Raw genomic sequence first — 17583 nt, 5'->3', positions numbered from 1 at the left:
CCCTTCGGCATGTCCGGACCTCCCGTCCCGACCTACCCTGGACGTATGTACGCGCGGCGGCGGCACTGCTACTTCGTGATGATGGGCATCTGCATCGCGCTGTTCGTCCTGGCGTGGGGCGTGGTCCGCCTCTGGTCGGTCCCCGCGGCCGTCGGCATGTGCGTGGTCGCCATGGTCATCCCCCCGCTCGCCGCGATGGTCGCCAACCGCCGCGGCCCCGACGACCGCTGGTGGGACGACCCTTCCGGCGACCCCAAGTCCGACGAGTGGTGGGACGAGCTGGACGGCAAGAAGCGCCCGCACTCCCGGTAGCGGCGCCTGTGTGCCGCGCGCCCGGGACACGCACCGGGAGCCCAGCGTCGGGGCCGAATCGTGATCAACCTCGCCGCAACCCCGGTCGTCGGCTGTGGGTCTCCTGGGTGCGCGCATACGGAACGCGCACTTCACGTCATACCTCGGCGCCGGTGACGTGCTGGCCATCGTCCTGCAGAGCCGCAAGGGCGAGGCCGAGGCGGTGCCCTTCCGGCAGACCGTGGCTCTGCAGTCCCTGCTGCTCCGCTGACGTGGGCATTTCGCCCTCAGATGTCCTCGGGGTGCTCAGGTGGGCGTTCTGAGGGCACTTCTCCGTCATCGTTCGCTTTTCGGCAGGGTCAGTAGGCCAGCGCCTGCGTCTCGTCCCCCAGCGCCTCCTGCACGAAGACCTGGGCACCCGCGATCCGTACGCCGTCGAGGACGTCCTTCTCGGTGATGTCGCGGCGGGCCGCGCACTGGGTGCACAGGGTCAGCCGGCCGCCCGCCAGGATCGAGTCCAGCAGATCGGGCAGCGGCGCGGCGTGCGGCAGCTCGAACTCGGCCGCGCGGCCCGGCAGCGCGAACCAGGCGGACTCGCCGGTCAGCCACACAGAGACGTCGACGCCGCTGGCCACGGCCACCGCCGCCACCGTGAACGCCTGGGAGCACCGCTCGGGCGCGTCGGCGCCCGCCGTCACCTTGATCACGAGCTTCTTCGCCATGGCCGCATCATACGGCGCACTGGAGGGCGCACCTCGCAAAGTGGCGCCGCCCCGGGCCGCGTAAGCTGGGCCACGGCCCTGTGCACGTAGCGCACCCGGCGCACGCACCGCACTCCGCTTTACCGAGGAGCACCCCGTGGAGATCTTCTTCGAAGCCCTGCTGGTCCTGGTCTGCGTCGGCGTCCTCGCCTTCGCCGGTCTGACCGTGAAGAAGCTGTACCAGGGCCAGCGCTGATCACCGACGCCAGGAAGTACCGCTCATGATCGAGATCCCGTCCGACCTCCACAAGGACCTCGTCCCCCTCGTCTTCCTGCTGGGCGACTGGGCGGGCGCGGGCGTGCACGACTTCCCGGGCGCCGAGAAGTGCAATTTCGGGCAGGAGGTCTCCTTCAGCCACGACGGCCGGGACTTCCTGGAGTACCGGTCCCACAGCTGGGTCCTGGACCAGGACGGGAACAAGGTGCGCCCGCTGGAGTCCGAGCACGGCTTCTGGCGCATCGACGCGAACCGCAAGGTCGAGGTGACGATGACCCGCGACGACGGCGTCATCGAGATCTGGTACGGCGAGCTGGCCGACCAGAAGCCCCAGATCGACCTGGTCACGGACGCGGTGGCCCGCACGGCGGCCTCGCGGCCCTACACCGGCGGCAAGCGGCTGTACGGCTACGTGAAGAGCGACCTGATGTGGGTGGGCGAGAAGCAGACCCCCGACGTCGAGCTGCGCCCCTACATGTCGGCGCACCTGAAGAAGGTCGTCACCCCGGAGGACGTCGAGCGCTGGGCCAAGGCCCTGCCCGATGACATGCCCGACGACGGGATCGCCTTCTTCAAGTAGGCCCGCGGCCGACACACCCTAGACTCGTGGGTGTGGTGAGCACCGACTGGAAGAGCGACCTCAGGCAGCGCGGCTACCGGCTGACCCCGCAGCGGCAGCTGGTCCTCGAAGCCGTGGACACCCTTGAGCACGCGACCCCCGACGACATCCTCGGCGAAGTGAGGAAGACGGCGTCGGGGGTCAACATTTCCACCGTCTACCGCACGCTGGAGCTCCTGGAGGAGCTGGGGCTGGTCTCGCACGCCCACCTGGGGCACGGCGCGCCCACCTACCACCTGGCCGACCGGCACCACCACATCCACCTGGTCTGCCGGGACTGCACCAACGTGATCGAGGCCGATCTGTCGGTGGCCGCCGAGTTCACCGCCAAGCTGCGGGAGCAGTTCGGCTTCGACACCGATCTGAAGCACTTCGCGATCTTCGGCCGGTGCGAGGACTGTTCCCTGAAGGGCTCAACTACCGAGTCGTAGGCTAGGGCGTATGAAGAGCCCCCTGCTGTCCCTGCCCGGCGCCGTCCCAGCCGAGGGCGTGGACGAAGGCGTCGCCGCGCACTACGGCGACCTGTTCCGCGAGCAGCGTGCCCTCGCCGACGGCACCGGCTTCGTCGACCTCTCCCACCGCGGTGTCGTCACCGTGACGGGCGACGACCGGCTGAGCTGGCTGCACCTGCTGCTCACCCAGCACGTCAGCGACCTGCCGACCGGCCAGGCCACCGAGGCGCTGATCCTCTCCGCGAACGGCCACATCGAACACGCCCTGTACCTCGTCGACGACGGCACGACCGTCTGGGCCCACGTGGAGCCCGGCAGCCAGGAGGCGCTGATCGCCTACCTGGAGTCGATGAAGTTCTTCTACCGGGTCGAGGTCGCCGACCGCACCGCCGACATCGCGCTCGTGCACGTGCCGGCCGGCTCGATCACCGAGGTCCCCGAGGGCGTCGCCGTCCGGGAGACGCCGTACGGCCGTGATCTCTTCCTGCCGCGCGAGAGGCTGGAGGCGTTCGCCGATCGGGCCGGCCCGCCGGCCGGGATCCTCGCGCACGAGGCGCTGCGCGTCGAGCAGCACCGTCCCCGCCTCGGTTTCGAGACCGACCACCGGACCATCCCGCACGAGCTGGGCTGGATCGGGACCGCGGTCCATCTGCAGAAGGGCTGCTACCGGGGGCAGGAGACCGTCGCCCGGGTGCACAACCTCGGCAAGCCGCCGCGCCGCCTGGTCTTCCTGCACCTGGACGGCAGCGAGGTCCACCTGCCGCCGAACGGGGCCGAGGTGCGCCTCGCGGACGACGGTCCCGACGGCCGGAAGATCGGCTTCGTCACCACGTCCGTACGCCATCACGAGCTGGGACCGGTCGCCCTGGCCCTGGTGAAGCGGAACGTGCCGGTGGACGCCCGCCTGATGGCGGAGACCACGGCGGCGGCCCAGGAGACCGTCGTGGAGCCCTGAGACCGCCGTAGCGCCCTGAGAGCCCCGAGAGCACAGGTCCCCGGGCCCGAGTGGAGCCCGGGGCCGTCTCAGACCTCGACGATCACCGTGAACGGGCCGTCGTTCGTCAGCGACACCCGCATCTGGGCGCCGAAGCGGCCCGTCGCCACGGTCGCGCCCAGTGCGCGCAGTCGCGCGACGACCTCGTCGACGAGCGGTTCGGCCACGTCGCCGGGCGCGGCGGCGTTCCAGGTGGGGCGGCGGCCCTTGCGGGCGTCGCCGTAAAGGGTGAACTGGCTGATCACCAGAAGCGGTGCGTCGATGTCGCTGCACGACTTCTCGTCGGGCAGGATCCGCACCGACCACAGCTTGCGGGCCAGCTGCGCGGCCTTCTCCTTGGTGTCGTCGTGGGTGACGCCGACCAGGACGCACAGGCCCTCGCCGTCGATCGCTCCCACGGTCTCGCCGTTCACGACGACGTTCGCGCCGTCCACCCTCTGCACCACCGCACGCATCCCGTCATGATGCCGTGCGCCCCTAGGGTGTGGGCACGCGGGCCCGTACCGGGGTTTTTTTCGCTCCCTAACCCCCCATCTGGGGCCGATCGGGGCCGATCGTGGGCACTCGGTCACATAGCGGCCACTTGGGGTGGCACGATGCTCCCCAGAGGCCGGTCGAGGGGACGGTAGAGGCATATGAGCACACCGAGTACGGGGCAGCCGCTTGGGACTGTCGCGTTGACATGTCCGGGTGGCCTGGAGGCGCCCCGGCCGCCCGTGCAGCGCACGGACAGCCCGGAGCTGCCCGCGGATCCTCCGGGGCACGACCTGATCGCGCTGAGGCTGCCGGAGCTGCGCACGCTGCGCCGGGACGCGCAGCGCGAGGAGGCCGACCTGAGCTACGTACGGCGGCTGCTGCAGGGCCGTATCGACATCCTGCGTGCGGAGTTGGCGGGGCGCCGGCCCGCGTCCGTGGTGACCACCGCGGCGAAGGGGTCCGTGGTCGAGCGGCTGTCGGAGATCCTGACCGACGCACCGGCCCGGCAGCGTTCCTCCGCCCGGCACGTGACGCTCGGCACTCCGCGGAGCGAGGAGTGCCGGCGGCTGGCCGCGGAGATGCTCGGCGAGGTCGAGCTGTCCGACCTGACGGCCCGCACCGACGTCGAGCTGACCGCGGGGATGGGCCGGCTCGTGCGCTACGAGCAGCAGGTCTCCCGTCGACGGCAGCGGCTGCAGCGCACGGCCGACGACTGCAGCGCGGAGATCGCACGCCGGTACCGTGAGGGGGAAGCACAAGTCGACGACCTGCTCGTGTGACACGAGGGGCGGCTCACGAGGCCGCCCCCCGGGGGCCCGGCGATCCCGGGCCGTCGCCGCGGCGGGCCGTCCGTCCGGAAGGCCACCGCCGATGCCCGCGTCGCGACCGTCCCCTCCCCCGACGGCCCAGCCGTCCCCGCCCGCGCCCACGTCCGCCCTCGCGCCCGTTGTACCGCCCGTCCTCGCCGAGGTCGTCCGGTCCGGCTTCGTCGAGGGGCGGCACCGGGGCAGCCTGGTCGTGCTGGGTGCCGACGGGGCCGTGGAGCTGGCGCTGGGGGAGGTGACGGCGCCGGTCTTCCCGCGTTCCTCGAACAAGCCGATGCAGGCGGCCGGCGTCCTGCGGGCCGGCCTGGACCTCGCGGGGGAGCGGCTGGCGCTGGCCGCCGCGAGCCACTCCGGGGAGCCCTTCCACCGCGGCCTGGTCCGCAGGATGCTGGACGAGTACGGCCTCGACCCGGCCCTGCTCCAGTGCCCGCCCGACCTGCCGCTGGACGCGGAGGAGCGGGAGACGTACCTGGCGTCGGGTGCGGCGCCCGACCGGGTCACCATGAACTGCTCCGGCAAGCACACCGCGATGCTGGCCGTCTGCGCGCGGCGGGGCTGGCCGCTGGAGTCGTACCTCGACCCCGAGCACCCGTTGCAGCGGATCATCCACAGGGTTGTGGAGGACGCCGCGGGCGAGCCGGTCGCCGCCGTCGGCACGGACGGGTGCGGGGCGCCGTTGCTGGCGATCAGCCTGGTCGGGCTGGCCCGCGCCTTCCGCACCTTCGTCCGCGCCGAGCCCGGAACGGCGGAGCGCCGGGTCGCCGACGCGATGCGCGCCCACCCCGAGTACGTCGCCGGCACCCGCCGCGCCGACACCTGGCTGATGCGCGAGGTGCCCGGCACGCTCTCCAAGATGGGCGCGGAGGCCGTCCAGGCGGTGGCCCTGCCGGACGGCCGCGCCCTGGCCTTCAAGGTCGAGGACGGCGCGACGCGCGCCCTGGGCCCGGTACTGGCCCGCGCGCTGACGCTGCTGGGCGTGGCGGGGCCGGTGGTCGACCGCATCGGCCGTGCGCCTCTGCTGGGCGGCGGTCGCGAGGTGGGGGAGGTCCGGGCGGCCTTCTGAGGGGCGGAGCGGGCAGGTGGGGGCTCGGCTCCGGTGCCGCCGGGGCCCGTGGCGCGGGGGCGGGCAGCGCGCAGCGCCCTGTGGTTCCCGTGCTGCCGGGGCCGGCAGGTGCCGTCACGCCGGGGTAGGCAGGTGCCGTCACGCCGGGTCGGGTGTCCCGCCGGGTCGGGTGTCCGCCCGCGGTCGGGTGGCCCCCTCGCGGTCGGGTCCCCCCCGGCGGTCGGGTGTCCCTCCGAGGTGCCCGGGCGGGTGGCTCGCGGGACGCGGGCGCGGGCAAATCCGCGCGACGCCGGCGTGGTCGTCGACCTACCGTGAGCGCATGACCCGCCGCACCGACATCGACGTACGTCCCATCACCGAGGCCGAGTTCCCCGACTGGAACCGCGCCCTGAACACCGGCTTCCTGATGCCGCCCGCCGTCGCCGCGGAGCAGTTGGAGGCCCGGCGCAACCTCTTCGTCCCCGGCCGGTCGCTCGGCGCCTTCGACGGTGAGCGGTGCGTGGCGACCTACCGGTCCTTCGCGCAGGAGATCACCGCCGTGGGCGGCGCCCCGGTGCCCGCCGACGCGATCTCCAACGTCACCGTCACCGCGACCCACCGCCGCCGCGGCCTGCTCACCCGCATGATGGCGCGGGACCTCGCGGCGGCGAAGGACCGCGGGGACGTCGTCGCGACCCTGATCGCGGCCGAGTACCCGATCTACGGCCGGTACGGCTTCGGCCCGGCCACCACGATGACCGAGTGGACGGTCGACGTGCCGCGCGCCGGTCTCGACGCGCGCTGGGCGGCCCCGGAGGACGGCGGCCGGATCGACCTCGTGGACGGGGCGGACGTCCGCAAGCTCGGCCCCGAGCTGCACGAGCGGCTGCGCCGGACCCAGCCCGGCGCGGTCAGCCGGGACGAGCTGTGGTGGCAGGCCCGTACCGGGGTCCTGAGCACGAACGGCACTCCGTGGACCGAGCCCTACTACGCCGTCTACCGCTCGGCGGACGGCGAGGTCGAGGGCATGGCCTCGTACCGGGCCGACGACAAGTGGGGCGACGCCAAGCAGCCGCTGAACACGGCGACCGTCGACTGGCTGCTGGCCGTCACGCCGGACGCCGAGCGCGCCCTGTGGCGCTACCTGTGCTCGATCGACTGGATCACGACCGTGAAGAGCGGCTGGCGGGCCCCCGACGACCTGCTTCCGCACCTCCTGCCGGATCCGCGCGCGGCCAGGATCAGCACGCAGGCGGACTGGCTGTGGGTGCGGATCCTGGACGTCGTACGGGCGCTGGAGGCGCGGACGTACGAGGGGCAGGGCTCGCTGGTGCTGGAGGTCGTGGACCGATGGGGGTCCCGTCGCTCGAGCGGAGCCGAGAGCGGGGGAGGGCCGGCCGGCGGGCGGTGGCGGCTGGAGGCGGGAGCGGACGGGGCGTCCTGCGTGCCGACCACCGAGAGCGCCCACCTCGTGCTCGACGTGGCCGAGCTGGCGACGCTGTGGCTGGGCGACGAGTCGGCCGTACGGCTGGCCGCGCTCGGCCGGGTCCGGGAAGAACGAGCGGGCGCCGCCCGTGTGGCCGACGCCCTGCTGCGTACGTCCAGGCGGCCTTGGTGCCCGGACATGTTCTGAGGTGGCCCCCTTCTGCCGGTGACGGGTGGGTGTGCGCATCCGTAGCGCGTGCTCTTCGGTTGTGGTTGTGGTGCCGTTGTTCAGTTGTGGTTGTGGTTGTGGTGCGTGGTGCTGACTGACTGCCCGGGCTCCCGGCTCCCCTCCGGAAGGGGGCCCGGACAGCAGTACGTCGGTTCAGCCGGACTGGGCGAGCAGCATCACGAGGATCACCGCGCCCACACCGCCGATCATGGTGTTCTTCGCCTTGATGCCGATGGACAGCGCGACGAGCGCGATGACGCCCATGGGCCCGTACTTCCACTGCACGAGCTGCTCGAACCCGATGGCCAGAGCGGCGACGACGATGGCGATGAGCGGCATGGTGGTCCCCCTGTCACCGTGGTGGCCAACCCCCTGAAGGTCCGACCACGTTGCTCAAGTTGGCTGCCAACTTCACTGTACTTATCTCCGCTTGGACGCGTCTCATAACCACCTTTCCGCGAACTGCCTAAAGATGGCGAGAAGTTGTAGTGTTTGGTCGTGGAGCCGGAACATGCCCCCGTCAATGGGCGGAAGAGACCGCAGCGGCCACAGCGGACACACCGCGAGGTGGCCGACGAACTGCGCGCCCGGATCAGGTCCGGTCGGCTGCAGCCGGGCCAGCGCATGCCCACACAGGCCCAGTTGGCCGACGAGTTCGGCGTGGAGCGCGGCGCCGTCCGCCAGGCCCTGCGCATCCTGCAGTCGGAGCGTCTGCTCACCAACGTGTCCAAAGGGAGCCCCGCGACCGTCGCGCCCGACCTCCACGGCTCCCTGGGCGGGCCCGCGGCGCCGCCGATGCCCACCACGGCCGCCCTCGCGCCCCGGATCGCCGAGGCCTTCGCCGCCCCGCACGTCGAGATCGACGCCCTGTGCCTGACCTCGGTCTCCCTCACCCTCGCCATCGGCGAACCGCTGCGCCAGATCCACGCGGGGCGACTGAAACCGGCCAAGATCGACGTCCGGGTGCTGCTGCCGAGCCGGAACATCGACCTGGCCTTCCCGGTGGCGGTGGCCGGACGGGGGGCCGGCGACCCGGTGCACGAGCGGTGGCTGGCCATGCGAAACGCCCAGGGCCAGGTGCTCCAGCACAACCTGCTGGGCCTGCGGGCCACGCACGGCATCGACGTGCGCGTGACCTTCCGCGCCCTGCCCTTCACGCCGCCGGTGAAGCTGTACCTGCTCAACGGCGCGGAGGCCCTCTTCGCGTACTACACCCTCAGCCGGCGCGAGCAGGAGATCGATCACGAGCCGGTGGAGATGTACGACGCGGAGGGCACCCGCTCGACGCTGTTCACCTTCGAGCAGGGCGGGGGCCTGCGCGACGGGGTGTTCGTGAAGCAGTCGCGGCTGTGGTTCGACGCGCTGTGGGAGACGATCAGTTCGGAACTGCTGCTCACCGCCTGATCGGACTCCCGCTCACAGCGCGGGGCCCGCGACCAGCAGGGCCAGCACCACCGCTCCGACGGAGCTGACGGACGGGCTCTTGGCCTTGATGCCGATGGTGAGCAGGAGCAGGCCGACGATGCCGGAGGCGCCGTACTTCCACTGGACGATCTGCTCGAAGGCGACGACGAGGACCGCGGAGACAAGGGCGAGAACGGGCATGGTCTTTCCCCCTTCGGAAGTCTGGGAAGGAACTTCCGCCAACTAGACCAAGTTGGCAACCAACTCTGCCTATGTTGTCCCCACTTGGCTGCTATCTATAAACAAGTTTCAAGCAACTCCCTGTAGGTAGGTCGAAGTTGTAGCGTTTGGTCGTGACTCAGGAGAACGTGTCCGTGAACGGCGGCAGAAGGCTCTCGTCCCAGGAGATCGCCGAGATCCTGCGCGAGCGGATCCGCGGGGGAGACCTCAAGGCGGGCGACCGCCTGCCCACCCAGGCCGAGCTGGCCGACGAGTTCAAGGTGGAGCGCGGCACCGTCCGCCAGGCCCTGCGGGCGCTCCAGGAGGACGGCCTGCTCACCAACGTCAGCAAGGGCAGCCCGCCCCGCATCGCCGAGCCCGCCACGCCCCGGGGCGAGCCGCAGCCGACGATGGTGGCGCTCGGGCCGCGGCTGGCGGAGGCGTTCTCGGCACCGCGGGTGCGGGTCGACGTCGTGTGCCACACCTCGGAGACGCTGATGCTGGCCCTGAGCGAGCCGCTCCGCATGATCCACGAGGGCCGCATCCACCCGGAGTCCATCGACTTCCGCGTCCTGATGCCGTCGAGGGACATCGAACTGGCCTTCCCCGTCCTGGTCGAGGACGAGGAGGACGACCCGGTCCACCAGCGCTGGCTCCAGATGCGCAACGCCCAGGCCCGCGTGCTCCAGCACAACCTGCACGCCGTGCGCTCCACCCACCGCGTCGACGTGCACATCGCCTTCCGCGCCCTGCCCTTCACCCCGCCGATGAAGCTCTACCTGCTCAACGGCGACGAGGCGCTCCTCGGCTACTACATGCTCACCCGGCGCGAGGAGGAGTACGAGAGCCGGACGCTGGAGATGTACGACGCCCTCGGCTCCCAGTCGCTGCTGTTCTCCTTCCTGAAGCGGGCGGGCCACCGGGACGCGGTGTTCGTGGAGGAATCGCAGAAGTGGTTCGACGCCCTCTGGGAAACCATCACCACGGACATGACACTCTCCTAGTGACTTCCGATACGGATCAGACGGAACCGGTGGCCGAGCGGGCCGATGGCCTGAGGAAGCTGGTCTCGGGCGCCCGGGTCGTCCTCTGGGACTTCGACGGCCCCATCTGCAGGCTGTTCGCGGGCTACTCCGCCGACCGGGTCGCGGGTGAACTGGTGGACTGGCTCGGACGCTTGGGCCTCAAGGAGCTGCTGAGCGAGGAGGAGCAGGTCCACCCGGACCCGCATGTCCTGCTCGGGGCCGTCGACCGCAGGCGTCACCGCAGTGACCTCGCGGCCGACTTCGAGGAGCGGCTGACCTGCGAGGAGCTGCGCGCCGTGGCCACCGCGCGGCCGACGGCGTACGCGGACCCCCTGATCCGCACCTGGACCGCGCTGGGTGTCGGACTGGCGGTCACCACCAACAACTCGCCGCGCGTGGTGGGCGAGTACCTCACCACGCGGGGCCTGCTGGACTGCTTCGCCCCCCACATCTACGGCCGCACCCGGGACCTGCACCTGCTCAAGCCCGACCCGTACTGCCTGAACCGGGCCCTCAGAGCGATGGGCGCCGCCCCCGGCCAGGCGCTGATGGTCGGCGACACCACGTCCGACCTGACCGCCGCCCGGCGCGCCGGAGTGCCGTTCCTGGGCTACGCGCGCGACGACGAGAAGGCGAAGCTCCTGAGGCAGGCCGGCGCGGAAACGGTCGTGCACTCACTGGAGCCGGTACTGAGGCTGCTGTGGGAGGACGCCCGGGGGCGGGGCCCCGCCTGAGTCACGGCGTCAGGACGTTCGCCGGCCGGGGCCGCCGGCCGATCCCGTGCGAAGGGTGTCCGGGGCTCGGGTGGCGGGGCTGATTCGCTCGATCCGGTCACCCGAGTTGCTCAAGTGCGTTCCGGATACTGGAGTACTTTCAACGGGCCACGAGTCCTGGCTGTACTGTGTGCCCACTTTCTTCGTCGCAGCATGAAGATCTGGCGCGTCGCAAGTCCCTCCTGGAGCACTCCGTGAGTCGTCCGTCCCCGCTCGGCAAGCCGGCACTCGAGCGGGCGGCGGACGAGGCGTTCGACCGGTTCCTGGCTCACGCCACGGCGCTGGGGCGGTTCGGCCGGGGGCACCACCACCTCAACTACATGGTGCGCCCCCTCACCGCCGAGGACTCGCGGCTGGTCGCCGCCGAGAACGGTGCGCCGGTCACCGTCCGCAAACGCGTCCCGTCCGCCCTGCCGGTGGTGATCCGGACCTGGCAGGACGAGTCCGACCTGCTCAACCGGATCTGGGGTGTGCTGCACAACGTCCCGCGCTGTCTGGCCAAGCACCGTGACGTCGTCGTCCTCAGTTACGTCGAGGGGGTACCCCTGTCGACCGTCTGCCCGGGCGACACGCCCGTCGACCACGACCTGATCGTCGCGCTGGCGGGGCTGCTCGCCGACATGACCCAGGTGCGCAGGCAGCACCTGCCCCCGCTGCCGGTCCACTGGCCCCGGTCCAGCCGGGACGGCGGCGCGTTCCTCAGAGCACTGGCGTTCGCGGCCGACGAGCAGATCAGGCAGCGCAACCGGGCGGAGTTCGGCGGTCTGTTCGCCATGCTGGGCGTGCCGGAGGATGCCCTGGTCCGGTTCGCCGAGAGGGTGCCCACCCTCGTCAGCCGCCCGTTCAGCCTGCTCCACACGGACCTGCACCGGGACAACGTGATCGTGTCCCACGGCGGGAACCCCCCACTGACCTGTGTCGACTGGGAACTGGCCGGCTACGGCGACCCCCTCCACGACCTCGCCACCCACCTGGTGCGCATGCGCTACCCCGAGTACCAGTGGCCGGAGGTCATCGAGGCGTGGCGCAAGGTGACGGGGGAGCGGCGCGGCAAGGCCGTCAACGGCCTGGACCGGGACCTGAGGCACTACGTCGCGTTCGAGCGGGCCCAGTCCGTCTATCCGGACGTCATGCGGGCCGCGAAGTCGCTCGGCGACTCCTCCGGCCCGGAGGACCTCGACGCCGCGACCCGGGCGGTGCGTCGGGCGCTGGTGGCGGCGGAGGAACCGTTGCGCCTGAAGAGCGTGCCGGACGAGCCGGCCATCGAACGCATCCTCTACCGGTGGAACGAGTCGCACGGCGTCCGGCCTGGCCGGGAGCGGACCCTCTTCCGGATCGCGTGGGAGCGCGACCGGAGGGTCCGCATCCGCGGTGACTTCCCCGCCTGGGCCGTCAGCCGGGCTCTGCTGGAGGAGGGCGCGGCCGCCGCCGACCGGGTTTTCAAGGGGACCGCCCATCTGAACACGGCCGTGCAGGTCGAGGGCGTCGGCTTCCCCGTCATGGTCCGTCGGAAGGTGGGCGCCACCGAATCCCTGGAGCGCCGGTTCCTCAGCGAGCACGCCGTGCTGACGGCGATCGAACGCTCCGGGGCGCGCGTACGGGCTCCGCGGGTGCTGGCCCTGGGCACCAGCGGGCTGCGCGAGCGGTTCACCATCCACTCCTACGAAGGGCCGGCCGGTGGCTTCCGTCCCCCGGAGCACCCCGAGCACGGGCTGCGCCCGCACGAGGCGGACGACCTCGTGGACCAGCTGGGCGCGCTGACCGAGGTCGAGTGCGGAGAGCTGGACCCGCTCAACGGTGCCGCGTTCTACCCCTGGCTGCGTGGCGAGCTGGTGCGCATGGTGGGCGCGCTGCCCAAGGCCACGATGGAACTGGCCCGCGAACTGGGACTGCCGGACACCGTGCGGCTGGCCGAGATCCTCACCCGGCACACCCTGAGCCGGCGCAGGCCCGTACTGCTGCACGGTGACCTCAACCCGTGGAACCTGGTGCGCCGCCCGGACGGCGGCCTGACGCTCATCGACTGGGAGATGGCCATGGTGGGCGATCCCCTGTACGACCTCGTGCGCCACATGCACCTCACGCCGACGCGGCCGGAGATCCGCGACCGCATGTTCCGGCGGTGGGAGCGCCGGTTGCCGCCCGACTGCGCCCGCAACTGGCACGACGACTGGCGTGTGTACCGGTGGATCGAGACCGTCCGCTCCGCCTACGTCGACCTGCACCGCCTGGTGACCGGCGCCGGCCTGGAGGCGCCCAACGTCAAACGCGCCGTCCAGGCCTACGCGATGACGCTGGCCGAGGCCACGGCGGCCCTCGGCCTGCCGGACAAGTCCACGGCCAGTCCCTCCCTGGCCCGCGCGTTGCCGCACGGAGGCCACGGGGGCCACGGGGGCCACGGGGGCCACGGGGGCCACGGGGGCCACGGGGGCCACGGAGGCCACGGAGGCCACGGAGGCCACGGAGGCCACGGGGGCCCACGGGCCGCCGCCCTCGTCCCGGCGGAGGCCTGAGCCGTCACCGGGGTCGCCGCGTGTGAGCCATCGGCCCGCGGGCCCGGCGTAGGGTCGTCGCATGGTGGAGACCGGCCTGCGTGAGCGCAAGAAGCAGCGGACGATCCAGTCGCTGTCGGACATCGCCATCGGCCTCTTCGTGGAGAGGGGGTTCGACGCGGTGTCCGTCGCCGAGGTGGCCGCCGCGGCCGAGGTGTCCAAGCCGACGCTCTTCCGGTACTTCCCGGCGAAGGAGGACCTCGTCCTGCACCGCATCGCCGACCACGAGGGCGAGGCGGCACGGGTCGCGGGGGAGGGCCCGGCGCCGATCGAGGCGCTGCGCCGGCACTTCCTGGCGGGGCTGGAGCGGTCCGACCCGGTGACCGGGCTCAGCGACCGTCCCGACGTACTCGCCTTCCACACGCTGCTCTACGGCACTCCCGCCCTCCTCGCCCGGCTGCACACGCACCTGGAGCGGTCGGAGGCCGCGCTCGCCGAGGCCCTCGGCGGCGACCTGGAGGCCAGGCTGGCCGCCGGGCAGATCATCGCCGTGCGGCGGGTCCTCGCGCAGGAGAACTGGCGGCGGATCGCGGCCGGGGAGGGGATGGCGGACGTGCGGGGTGATGCCGTGGCGGCGGCGGAGCGGGCGTTCGGCGGACTGGCGGCGGGGCTGCCGCGGTTCGCTCTGCCGGAACCCGATTCACGCGACTGAGTAAAAAAAGTAACTCGGTAACGTTATTCGGGTACGCTCGCTGGAATGACGTCACCCGACTCCGCCCTCCAGCACGCCCTCGCCCAGGAACGCGCCCACCACGACCACTGCCGTACCGCTCTCGCCGCCATGGTCGACGGCGCCCGGGAACACGTGGTCACCGGCGAGGACGTCTCCGCCTCCGGTGCCGACGCCGAGGTGCTCGGACACCGGTTGCGCAGCCGGGCCAAGGCGCTGCGCGAACTGCCCGAGGGGCCGCTGTTCTTCGGCCGGCTGGACTTCGCCTCGCCTCGGGACGCCGTGGGTCAGGACCCTGTGGCTCAGGCCGCCGCGCCTCAGGCCGCCGTGGCTCAGGAGGCCGTGGCTCAGGCCGCCGCGCCTCAGGACCCGGACGCCGGTGGCGACCACGCCGGGCTGCACATCGGCCGGTTGCGGATCACCGAGGACCCCGCCGCGCCGCCCCTCGTCGTCGACTGGCGCGCCCCCGTCTCCCGGGCCTTCTACCAGGCCACCGCCGGCGACCCGCACGGTGTCGCCGTCCGCCGCCGCTTCGGGTGGGCGCCCGGCAGCCGCGGGGACTCGGCCGACCTCACCGGGCTGGAGGACGAGCGGCTCGGCCGCGGCGAGTCCCGGGCGAGCGACATCGTCGCCCGCGAGATCGAACGGCCCCGCGTCGGACCCATGCGGGACATCGCCGCCACCATCCAGCCCGAGCAGGACGACCTCGTCCGCGCGGACCTCACCGCCACGGTCTGCGTCCAGGGCGCCCCGGGCACGGGAAAGACCGCCGTCGGACTGCACCGGGCCGCGTACCTGCTCTACACCCACCCGCGGCGCATCCGGCGGGGTGGACTGCTGATCCTCGGCCCCAACCCCACCTTCCTCTCCTACATCGCCGAGGTACTGCCCGCCCTCGGCGAGACCGGCGTACGGCAGTCCACGCTCGCCCGGGAGATCGCCCGGCACCCGGTCACCGGCACCGACGGCGAGCGGGCCGCCGCCGTCAAGCACGACGCCCGGACGGCCGAGGTGCTGCGCCGCGCCCTGTACGCGCGCGTGGCCGCCGGCGCCGCCGACTCCCTCGCCGTACCGGACGGCTCCTACCGCTGGCGGGTCCCGGCCGACGAGCTGGCCCGGATCGTGGCGGACGTACGGGACGAGGAACCGCCGTACACCGTGGGGCGGGAGCGGGTGCGGGCCCGGATCGTGCGGTACGTCCGGGACCTGGCCGAGCGGCGCGCCGGGCCGCGGACGGGCGCCTGGGGGCGCCGGATCGAACGGTCCCGGCCGGTCGGCGCGTACCTCGACTCCGTCTGGCCCCGGGTGCGCCCCGAGGAGGTCGTCGCGCGGCTGCTCGGCGACCCCGACGCGCTGGCGCGGGCCGCCGACGGGCTGCTGGACGACGACGAGCAGCGGGCGGTCCGGTGGACGGCGGCCGGCGCGCCGCAGTCGTGGCGGTCGGCCCGCTGGTCCGCCGCCGACCTGGTCCTCCTCGACGAGGTCGCCGGGCTCCTCGAACACCCCGAGGGCTACGGGCACATCGTCGTCGACGAGGCCCAGGACCTCTCCCCGATGGAGTGCCGGGCCATCGCCCGCCGGGCCGCCTTCGGTTCGCTCACCGTCCTCGGCGACCTGGCCCAGGGGACCACGCCGTGGGCGGCGCGGTCGTGGCGGACGACCCTCGCGCACCTGGGCCGGCCGGACGCGACCGTGACGCCGCTGACCACCGGCTTCCGGGTGCCGCAGGCGGTCGTCGGCCTCGCCAACCGGCTGCTCGCGCGGCTGGACGTGGACGTACCGGCGGCCCGTTCCCTGCGCGGGGACGGCGAGCTGACGATGCGTCCGGCCGCGCCCGGGGAGGTCGTCGGCGCCGCCGTCGACGCCGTACGGGACGCTCTCGTCCGGGAGGGGTCCGTCGGCGTCGTCGCCGCCGACGCGGACGTGCCCCGGCTGCGGGACGCCCTCGACGCCGCCGGGATCGCGGCGGCGGGACCGGAGGCGCTGGGCGCCCGGGTGGCCGTGGTGCCCGCGAGTGTCGTGAAGGGACTGGAGTACGACCACGTCGTCACCGTCGAACCGGCGGCGATCGCGGAGGCGGAGGGCGCCCGGGGGCGGGGCCTGCACCGGCTGTACGTGGTGCTCACCCGTGCGGTGTCCCGGCTGGACGTGGTGCACGGACGTCCCCTGCCCTTCTGACGTCCCGTCGCGGGGTCAGCGGCGGCCGATCACCTCGGCGACCCGGGTGAACCCGTCCGTGCCGTGCCCGAGCGCGATGACCCGCCGGGCCTGCCCCTCGATCACGCGCATCACGCTCGCGTCGATGCCGTGCGCCTCGGAGGCGTGGACGACGTGCGCCATGGTCGACGCGGCCGAGGTGATCGGGTTCAGCTCGCCCGAGTACGAACCGGCGTCGGTGTCGGCGGCGAACTCGGTGAACAGCGGTGGCAGGATCGCGGCGATGCCCTGGGCGAAGGGGGCGAGTTCCGCGCCGGTGACGCCCTCCGCCCGGGCCACGGCGAGGGCGTGCGAGTATCCGGCCATCGCCGTCCAGAAGATGTCGAGCAGCGCGATGTCGTAGGCCGCGGCTCGCCCGGGGTCCTCACCGAGGTGGGTGTGGGTGCCGCCGAGCGCCGCCAGCACGGGCCGGTGCTCCCGGTACAGCTCCTCGTGGCCGCTGTGCAGGAACACCGCGTCGTCCGTGCCGATGGTCGGGGTCGGCGTCATGATCGCGCCGTCCAGGTAGCGGACGCCGTGCCGGCCGGCCCACTCGGCCGTGTCCCGGGCCCGCTCGGGGGTGTCGGCGCTCAGGTTCACGACCGTACGGCCCTTGAGGGCGGCGGCGACGGCGTCCTGGCGCAGTACGGCGTCGGAGGCGTCGTAGTTCACCACGCAGACGACGGTCAGCGGGGAGGCGGCGACCGCCTCCTCCGCGGAGGGCGCCGAGGCCGCGCCCCGGGCGACCAGATCGGCGTCCCGGCCGGGCGTGCGGTTCCAGACGGTGGTGCGCAGCCCGGCGGCCACGAACGCCTCGGCCAGCGCCCGGCCCATCGGACCGAGGCCGAGAACGGTGACGGCGGCGGCAGACTGGTCGGTGTGCACGCACATGTTTCAACTCCCGTAACGTAGTGAGCAATTGCTGAGGAAAGGGGCACGGCATGGCGCACCGGCGTCAGGATCCGAACGTCTGCGGAGTGACCGCCGCGATCGCCGTGATCGAGGGCAAGTGGAAGACGACGCTGCTGTGGCTGCTGGAGTCCGGCCCGCAGCGGCCTGCCGAACTGCGCCGGCGGGTGCCCGGCCTCACCGAGAAGGTGCTGACCCAGGCGCTGCGCGAGATGGAGGCGGACGGACTGGTGGACCGGCGGGTGTACGACGTGCTTCCGCTGAAGACGGAGTACTCCCTGACCGCTTTCGGCCGCGACCTCGCCGAGGCCCTCTCTCCTCTCTCCGACTGGGGCCACCGGCGCCTGGACAGGCTGGCCGGGCCGGAGACCGCCACCCGCGCTGCCTCCTGACGATCACCTGCCCCTTCAGCTTCGGCCGAGGGGGACGCGCTGCCAAGTACGCACAAAAAAGTGGGTAGGTGCCGTCCTGGCCCGGGCGCGTCCGAGCCGGGACGGAGCGAGG

General features: G+C 72.6%; 20 protein-coding genes. 15 read left to right on the top strand and 5 right to left on the bottom strand.

Annotation, left to right across the window (positions count from 1 at the left end; all coding sequences use genetic code 11):
* Positions 1-45: 45 nt before the first annotated feature.
* Both ACIQ6R_RS19750 and ACIQ6R_RS19745 read left to right on the top strand, forming a co-directional pair.
* A complete protein-coding gene (locus ACIQ6R_RS19750) occupies positions 46-312 on the top strand; it encodes a DUF3099 domain-containing protein (protein WP_404222636.1) in 267 nt (88 codons plus the stop codon).
* Positions 313-406: 94 nt separating this feature from the next.
* Entirely contained in the window at positions 407-562 is a 156-nt protein-coding gene (locus tag ACIQ6R_RS19745) for a hypothetical protein (RefSeq protein ID WP_404222686.1), read from the top strand.
* A gap of 88 nt (positions 563-650) precedes the next feature.
* Here the strand turns inward: ACIQ6R_RS19745 and ACIQ6R_RS19740 are convergent, their stop codons facing one another.
* Positions 651-1013: a DsrE family protein gene (locus ACIQ6R_RS19740; RefSeq protein WP_404222635.1), complete on the bottom strand. Its 363-nt coding sequence runs from the start codon at positions 1011-1013 to the stop codon at positions 651-653.
* A gap of 260 nt (positions 1014-1273) precedes the next feature.
* Here ACIQ6R_RS19740 and ACIQ6R_RS19735 point away from each other — a divergent pair, with 260 nt between their 5' ends.
* From ACIQ6R_RS19735 to ACIQ6R_RS19725, 3 genes are read left to right on the top strand one after another with little or no spacing between them, the layout of a single operon-like run.
* Positions 1274-1849: an FABP family protein gene (locus ACIQ6R_RS19735; protein ID WP_404222633.1), complete on the top strand. Its 576-nt coding sequence runs from the start codon at positions 1274-1276 to the stop codon at positions 1847-1849.
* Positions 1850-1881: 32 nt separating this feature from the next.
* A complete protein-coding gene (locus tag ACIQ6R_RS19730) occupies positions 1882-2319 on the top strand; it encodes a Fur family transcriptional regulator (RefSeq protein WP_404176513.1) in 438 nt (145 codons plus the stop codon).
* Positions 2320-2329: 10 nt separating this feature from the next.
* Entirely contained in the window at positions 2330-3295 is a 966-nt protein-coding gene (locus ACIQ6R_RS19725) for a YgfZ/GcvT domain-containing protein (RefSeq protein WP_404222632.1), read from the top strand.
* Between the two features lie 68 nt (positions 3296-3363).
* Here the strand turns inward: ACIQ6R_RS19725 and dtd are convergent, their stop codons facing one another.
* Positions 3364-3789, bottom strand: coding sequence for a D-aminoacyl-tRNA deacylase (gene dtd, locus ACIQ6R_RS19720; protein WP_404176507.1), 426 nt, complete (start codon positions 3787-3789; stop codon positions 3364-3366).
* 180 nt (positions 3790-3969) lie between these two features.
* On the opposite strand from dtd, the gene ACIQ6R_RS19715 reads away from it, so the two are divergent.
* The 3 genes from ACIQ6R_RS19715 to ACIQ6R_RS19705 all read left to right on the top strand — a co-directional run bounded on the left by ACIQ6R_RS19715 (position 3970) and on the right by ACIQ6R_RS19705 (position 7310).
* Complete coding sequence (locus ACIQ6R_RS19715) at positions 3970-4590, top strand: aerial mycelium formation protein (protein WP_404176505.1); 621 nt, start codon at positions 3970-3972, stop codon at positions 4588-4590.
* Positions 4591-4681: 91 nt separating this feature from the next.
* Complete coding sequence (locus tag ACIQ6R_RS19710; protein ID WP_404222631.1) at positions 4682-5698, top strand: asparaginase; 1017 nt, start codon at positions 4682-4684, stop codon at positions 5696-5698.
* 319 nt (positions 5699-6017) lie between these two features.
* A complete protein-coding gene (locus ACIQ6R_RS19705; protein WP_404222630.1) occupies positions 6018-7310 on the top strand; it encodes a GNAT family N-acetyltransferase in 1293 nt (430 codons plus the stop codon).
* A 174-nt stretch (positions 7311-7484) separates the two neighbouring features.
* On the opposite strand, the gene ACIQ6R_RS19700 is transcribed toward ACIQ6R_RS19705, so the two are convergent.
* Positions 7485-7670 carry a hypothetical protein gene (locus ACIQ6R_RS19700; protein ID WP_404176496.1) on the bottom strand — a complete coding sequence of 62 codons (186 nt, stop codon included), beginning with the start codon at positions 7668-7670 and terminating at the stop codon, positions 7485-7487.
* Positions 7671-7823: 153 nt separating this feature from the next.
* Here ACIQ6R_RS19700 and ACIQ6R_RS19695 point away from each other — a divergent pair, with 153 nt between their 5' ends.
* Positions 7824-8735 (top strand): FadR/GntR family transcriptional regulator, encoded by a 912-nt coding sequence (locus ACIQ6R_RS19695; protein WP_404222628.1) that lies wholly within the window; start codon positions 7824-7826, stop codon positions 8733-8735.
* A 12-nt stretch (positions 8736-8747) separates the two neighbouring features.
* Here the strand turns inward: ACIQ6R_RS19695 and ACIQ6R_RS19690 are convergent, their stop codons facing one another.
* Entirely contained in the window at positions 8748-8936 is a 189-nt protein-coding gene (locus ACIQ6R_RS19690; RefSeq protein ID WP_345635879.1) for a hypothetical protein, read from the bottom strand.
* A 146-nt stretch (positions 8937-9082) separates the two neighbouring features.
* Between ACIQ6R_RS19690 and ACIQ6R_RS19685 the strand changes: the two genes are divergently transcribed.
* From ACIQ6R_RS19685 to ACIQ6R_RS19665, 5 genes are all read left to right on the top strand, one after another.
* Positions 9083-9958 carry a winged helix-turn-helix domain-containing protein gene (locus tag ACIQ6R_RS19685; protein WP_404176490.1) on the top strand — a complete coding sequence of 292 codons (876 nt, stop codon included), beginning with the start codon at positions 9083-9085 and terminating at the stop codon, positions 9956-9958.
* Positions 9958-10713: an HAD family hydrolase gene (locus tag ACIQ6R_RS19680; protein WP_404222626.1), complete on the top strand. Its 756-nt coding sequence runs from the start codon at positions 9958-9960 to the stop codon at positions 10711-10713. The genes ACIQ6R_RS19685 and ACIQ6R_RS19680 overlap by 1 nt, the downstream gene beginning before the upstream one ends.
* A 359-nt stretch (positions 10714-11072) precedes the next feature.
* Entirely contained in the window at positions 11073-13265 is a 2193-nt protein-coding gene (locus tag ACIQ6R_RS19675; RefSeq protein ID WP_404222682.1) for a phosphotransferase, read from the top strand.
* 61 nt (positions 13266-13326) lie between these two features.
* Positions 13327-13956, top strand: coding sequence for a TetR family transcriptional regulator (locus tag ACIQ6R_RS19670; RefSeq protein ID WP_404222625.1), 630 nt, complete (start codon positions 13327-13329; stop codon positions 13954-13956).
* A 45-nt stretch (positions 13957-14001) separates the two neighbouring features.
* Positions 14002-16152, top strand: a complete 2151-nt coding sequence (locus ACIQ6R_RS19665; RefSeq protein WP_404222624.1) for a HelD family protein — start codon at positions 14002-14004, stop codon at positions 16150-16152.
* A gap of 15 nt (positions 16153-16167) precedes the next feature.
* Here the strand turns inward: ACIQ6R_RS19665 and ACIQ6R_RS19660 are convergent, their stop codons facing one another.
* On the bottom strand, positions 16168-17061 hold the full coding sequence (locus ACIQ6R_RS19660) for an NAD(P)-dependent oxidoreductase (protein WP_404222623.1): 894 nt from the start codon (positions 17059-17061) through the stop codon (positions 16168-16170).
* Positions 17062-17111: 50 nt separating this feature from the next.
* Here ACIQ6R_RS19660 and ACIQ6R_RS19655 point away from each other — a divergent pair, with 50 nt between their 5' ends.
* Positions 17112-17471, top strand: coding sequence for a winged helix-turn-helix transcriptional regulator (locus tag ACIQ6R_RS19655; RefSeq protein ID WP_403555938.1), 360 nt, complete (start codon positions 17112-17114; stop codon positions 17469-17471).
* The last annotated feature ends 112 nt before the right edge of the window (positions 17472-17583 follow it).

The organism is Streptomyces sp. NPDC096048 (genome assembly GCF_044763415.1).
GTDB lineage: Bacteria > Actinomycetota > Actinomycetes > Streptomycetales > Streptomycetaceae > Streptomyces.
Note: the sequence above shows the minus strand (reverse complement) of the source record. Positions and strands in the feature narration are given on the sequence as shown.

Coding starts and splice junctions, on each gene's coding strand:
- ACIQ6R_RS19690 (WP_345635879.1), bottom strand. CDS start 8,936: ATGCCCGTTCTCGCCCTTGTCTCCGCGGTCCTCGTCGTCGCCTTCGAG.
- ACIQ6R_RS19665 (WP_404222624.1), top strand. CDS start 14,002: ATGACGTCACCCGACTCCGCCCTCCAGCACGCCCTCGCCCAGGAACGC.
- ACIQ6R_RS19725 (WP_404222632.1), top strand. CDS start 2,330: ATGAAGAGCCCCCTGCTGTCCCTGCCCGGCGCCGTCCCAGCCGAGGGC.
- ACIQ6R_RS19735 (WP_404222633.1), top strand. CDS start 1,274: ATGATCGAGATCCCGTCCGACCTCCACAAGGACCTCGTCCCCCTCGTC.
- ACIQ6R_RS19670 (WP_404222625.1), top strand. CDS start 13,327: ATGGTGGAGACCGGCCTGCGTGAGCGCAAGAAGCAGCGGACGATCCAG.
- ACIQ6R_RS19700 (WP_404176496.1), bottom strand. CDS start 7,670: ATGCCGCTCATCGCCATCGTCGTCGCCGCTCTGGCCATCGGGTTCGAG.
- ACIQ6R_RS19705 (WP_404222630.1), top strand. CDS start 6,018: ATGACCCGCCGCACCGACATCGACGTACGTCCCATCACCGAGGCCGAG.
- ACIQ6R_RS19750 (WP_404222636.1), top strand. CDS start 46: ATGTACGCGCGGCGGCGGCACTGCTACTTCGTGATGATGGGCATCTGC.
- ACIQ6R_RS19710 (WP_404222631.1), top strand. CDS start 4,682: ATGCCCGCGTCGCGACCGTCCCCTCCCCCGACGGCCCAGCCGTCCCCG.
- ACIQ6R_RS19740 (WP_404222635.1), bottom strand. CDS start 1,013: ATGGCGAAGAAGCTCGTGATCAAGGTGACGGCGGGCGCCGACGCGCCC.
- ACIQ6R_RS19660 (WP_404222623.1), bottom strand. CDS start 17,061: ATGTGCGTGCACACCGACCAGTCTGCCGCCGCCGTCACCGTTCTCGGC.
- dtd (WP_404176507.1), bottom strand. CDS start 3,789: ATGCGTGCGGTGGTGCAGAGGGTGGACGGCGCGAACGTCGTCGTGAAC.
- ACIQ6R_RS19655 (WP_403555938.1), top strand. CDS start 17,112: ATGGCGCACCGGCGTCAGGATCCGAACGTCTGCGGAGTGACCGCCGCG.
- ACIQ6R_RS19675 (WP_404222682.1), top strand. CDS start 11,073: ATGGTGCGCCCCCTCACCGCCGAGGACTCGCGGCTGGTCGCCGCCGAG.
- ACIQ6R_RS19715 (WP_404176505.1), top strand. CDS start 3,970: ATGAGCACACCGAGTACGGGGCAGCCGCTTGGGACTGTCGCGTTGACA.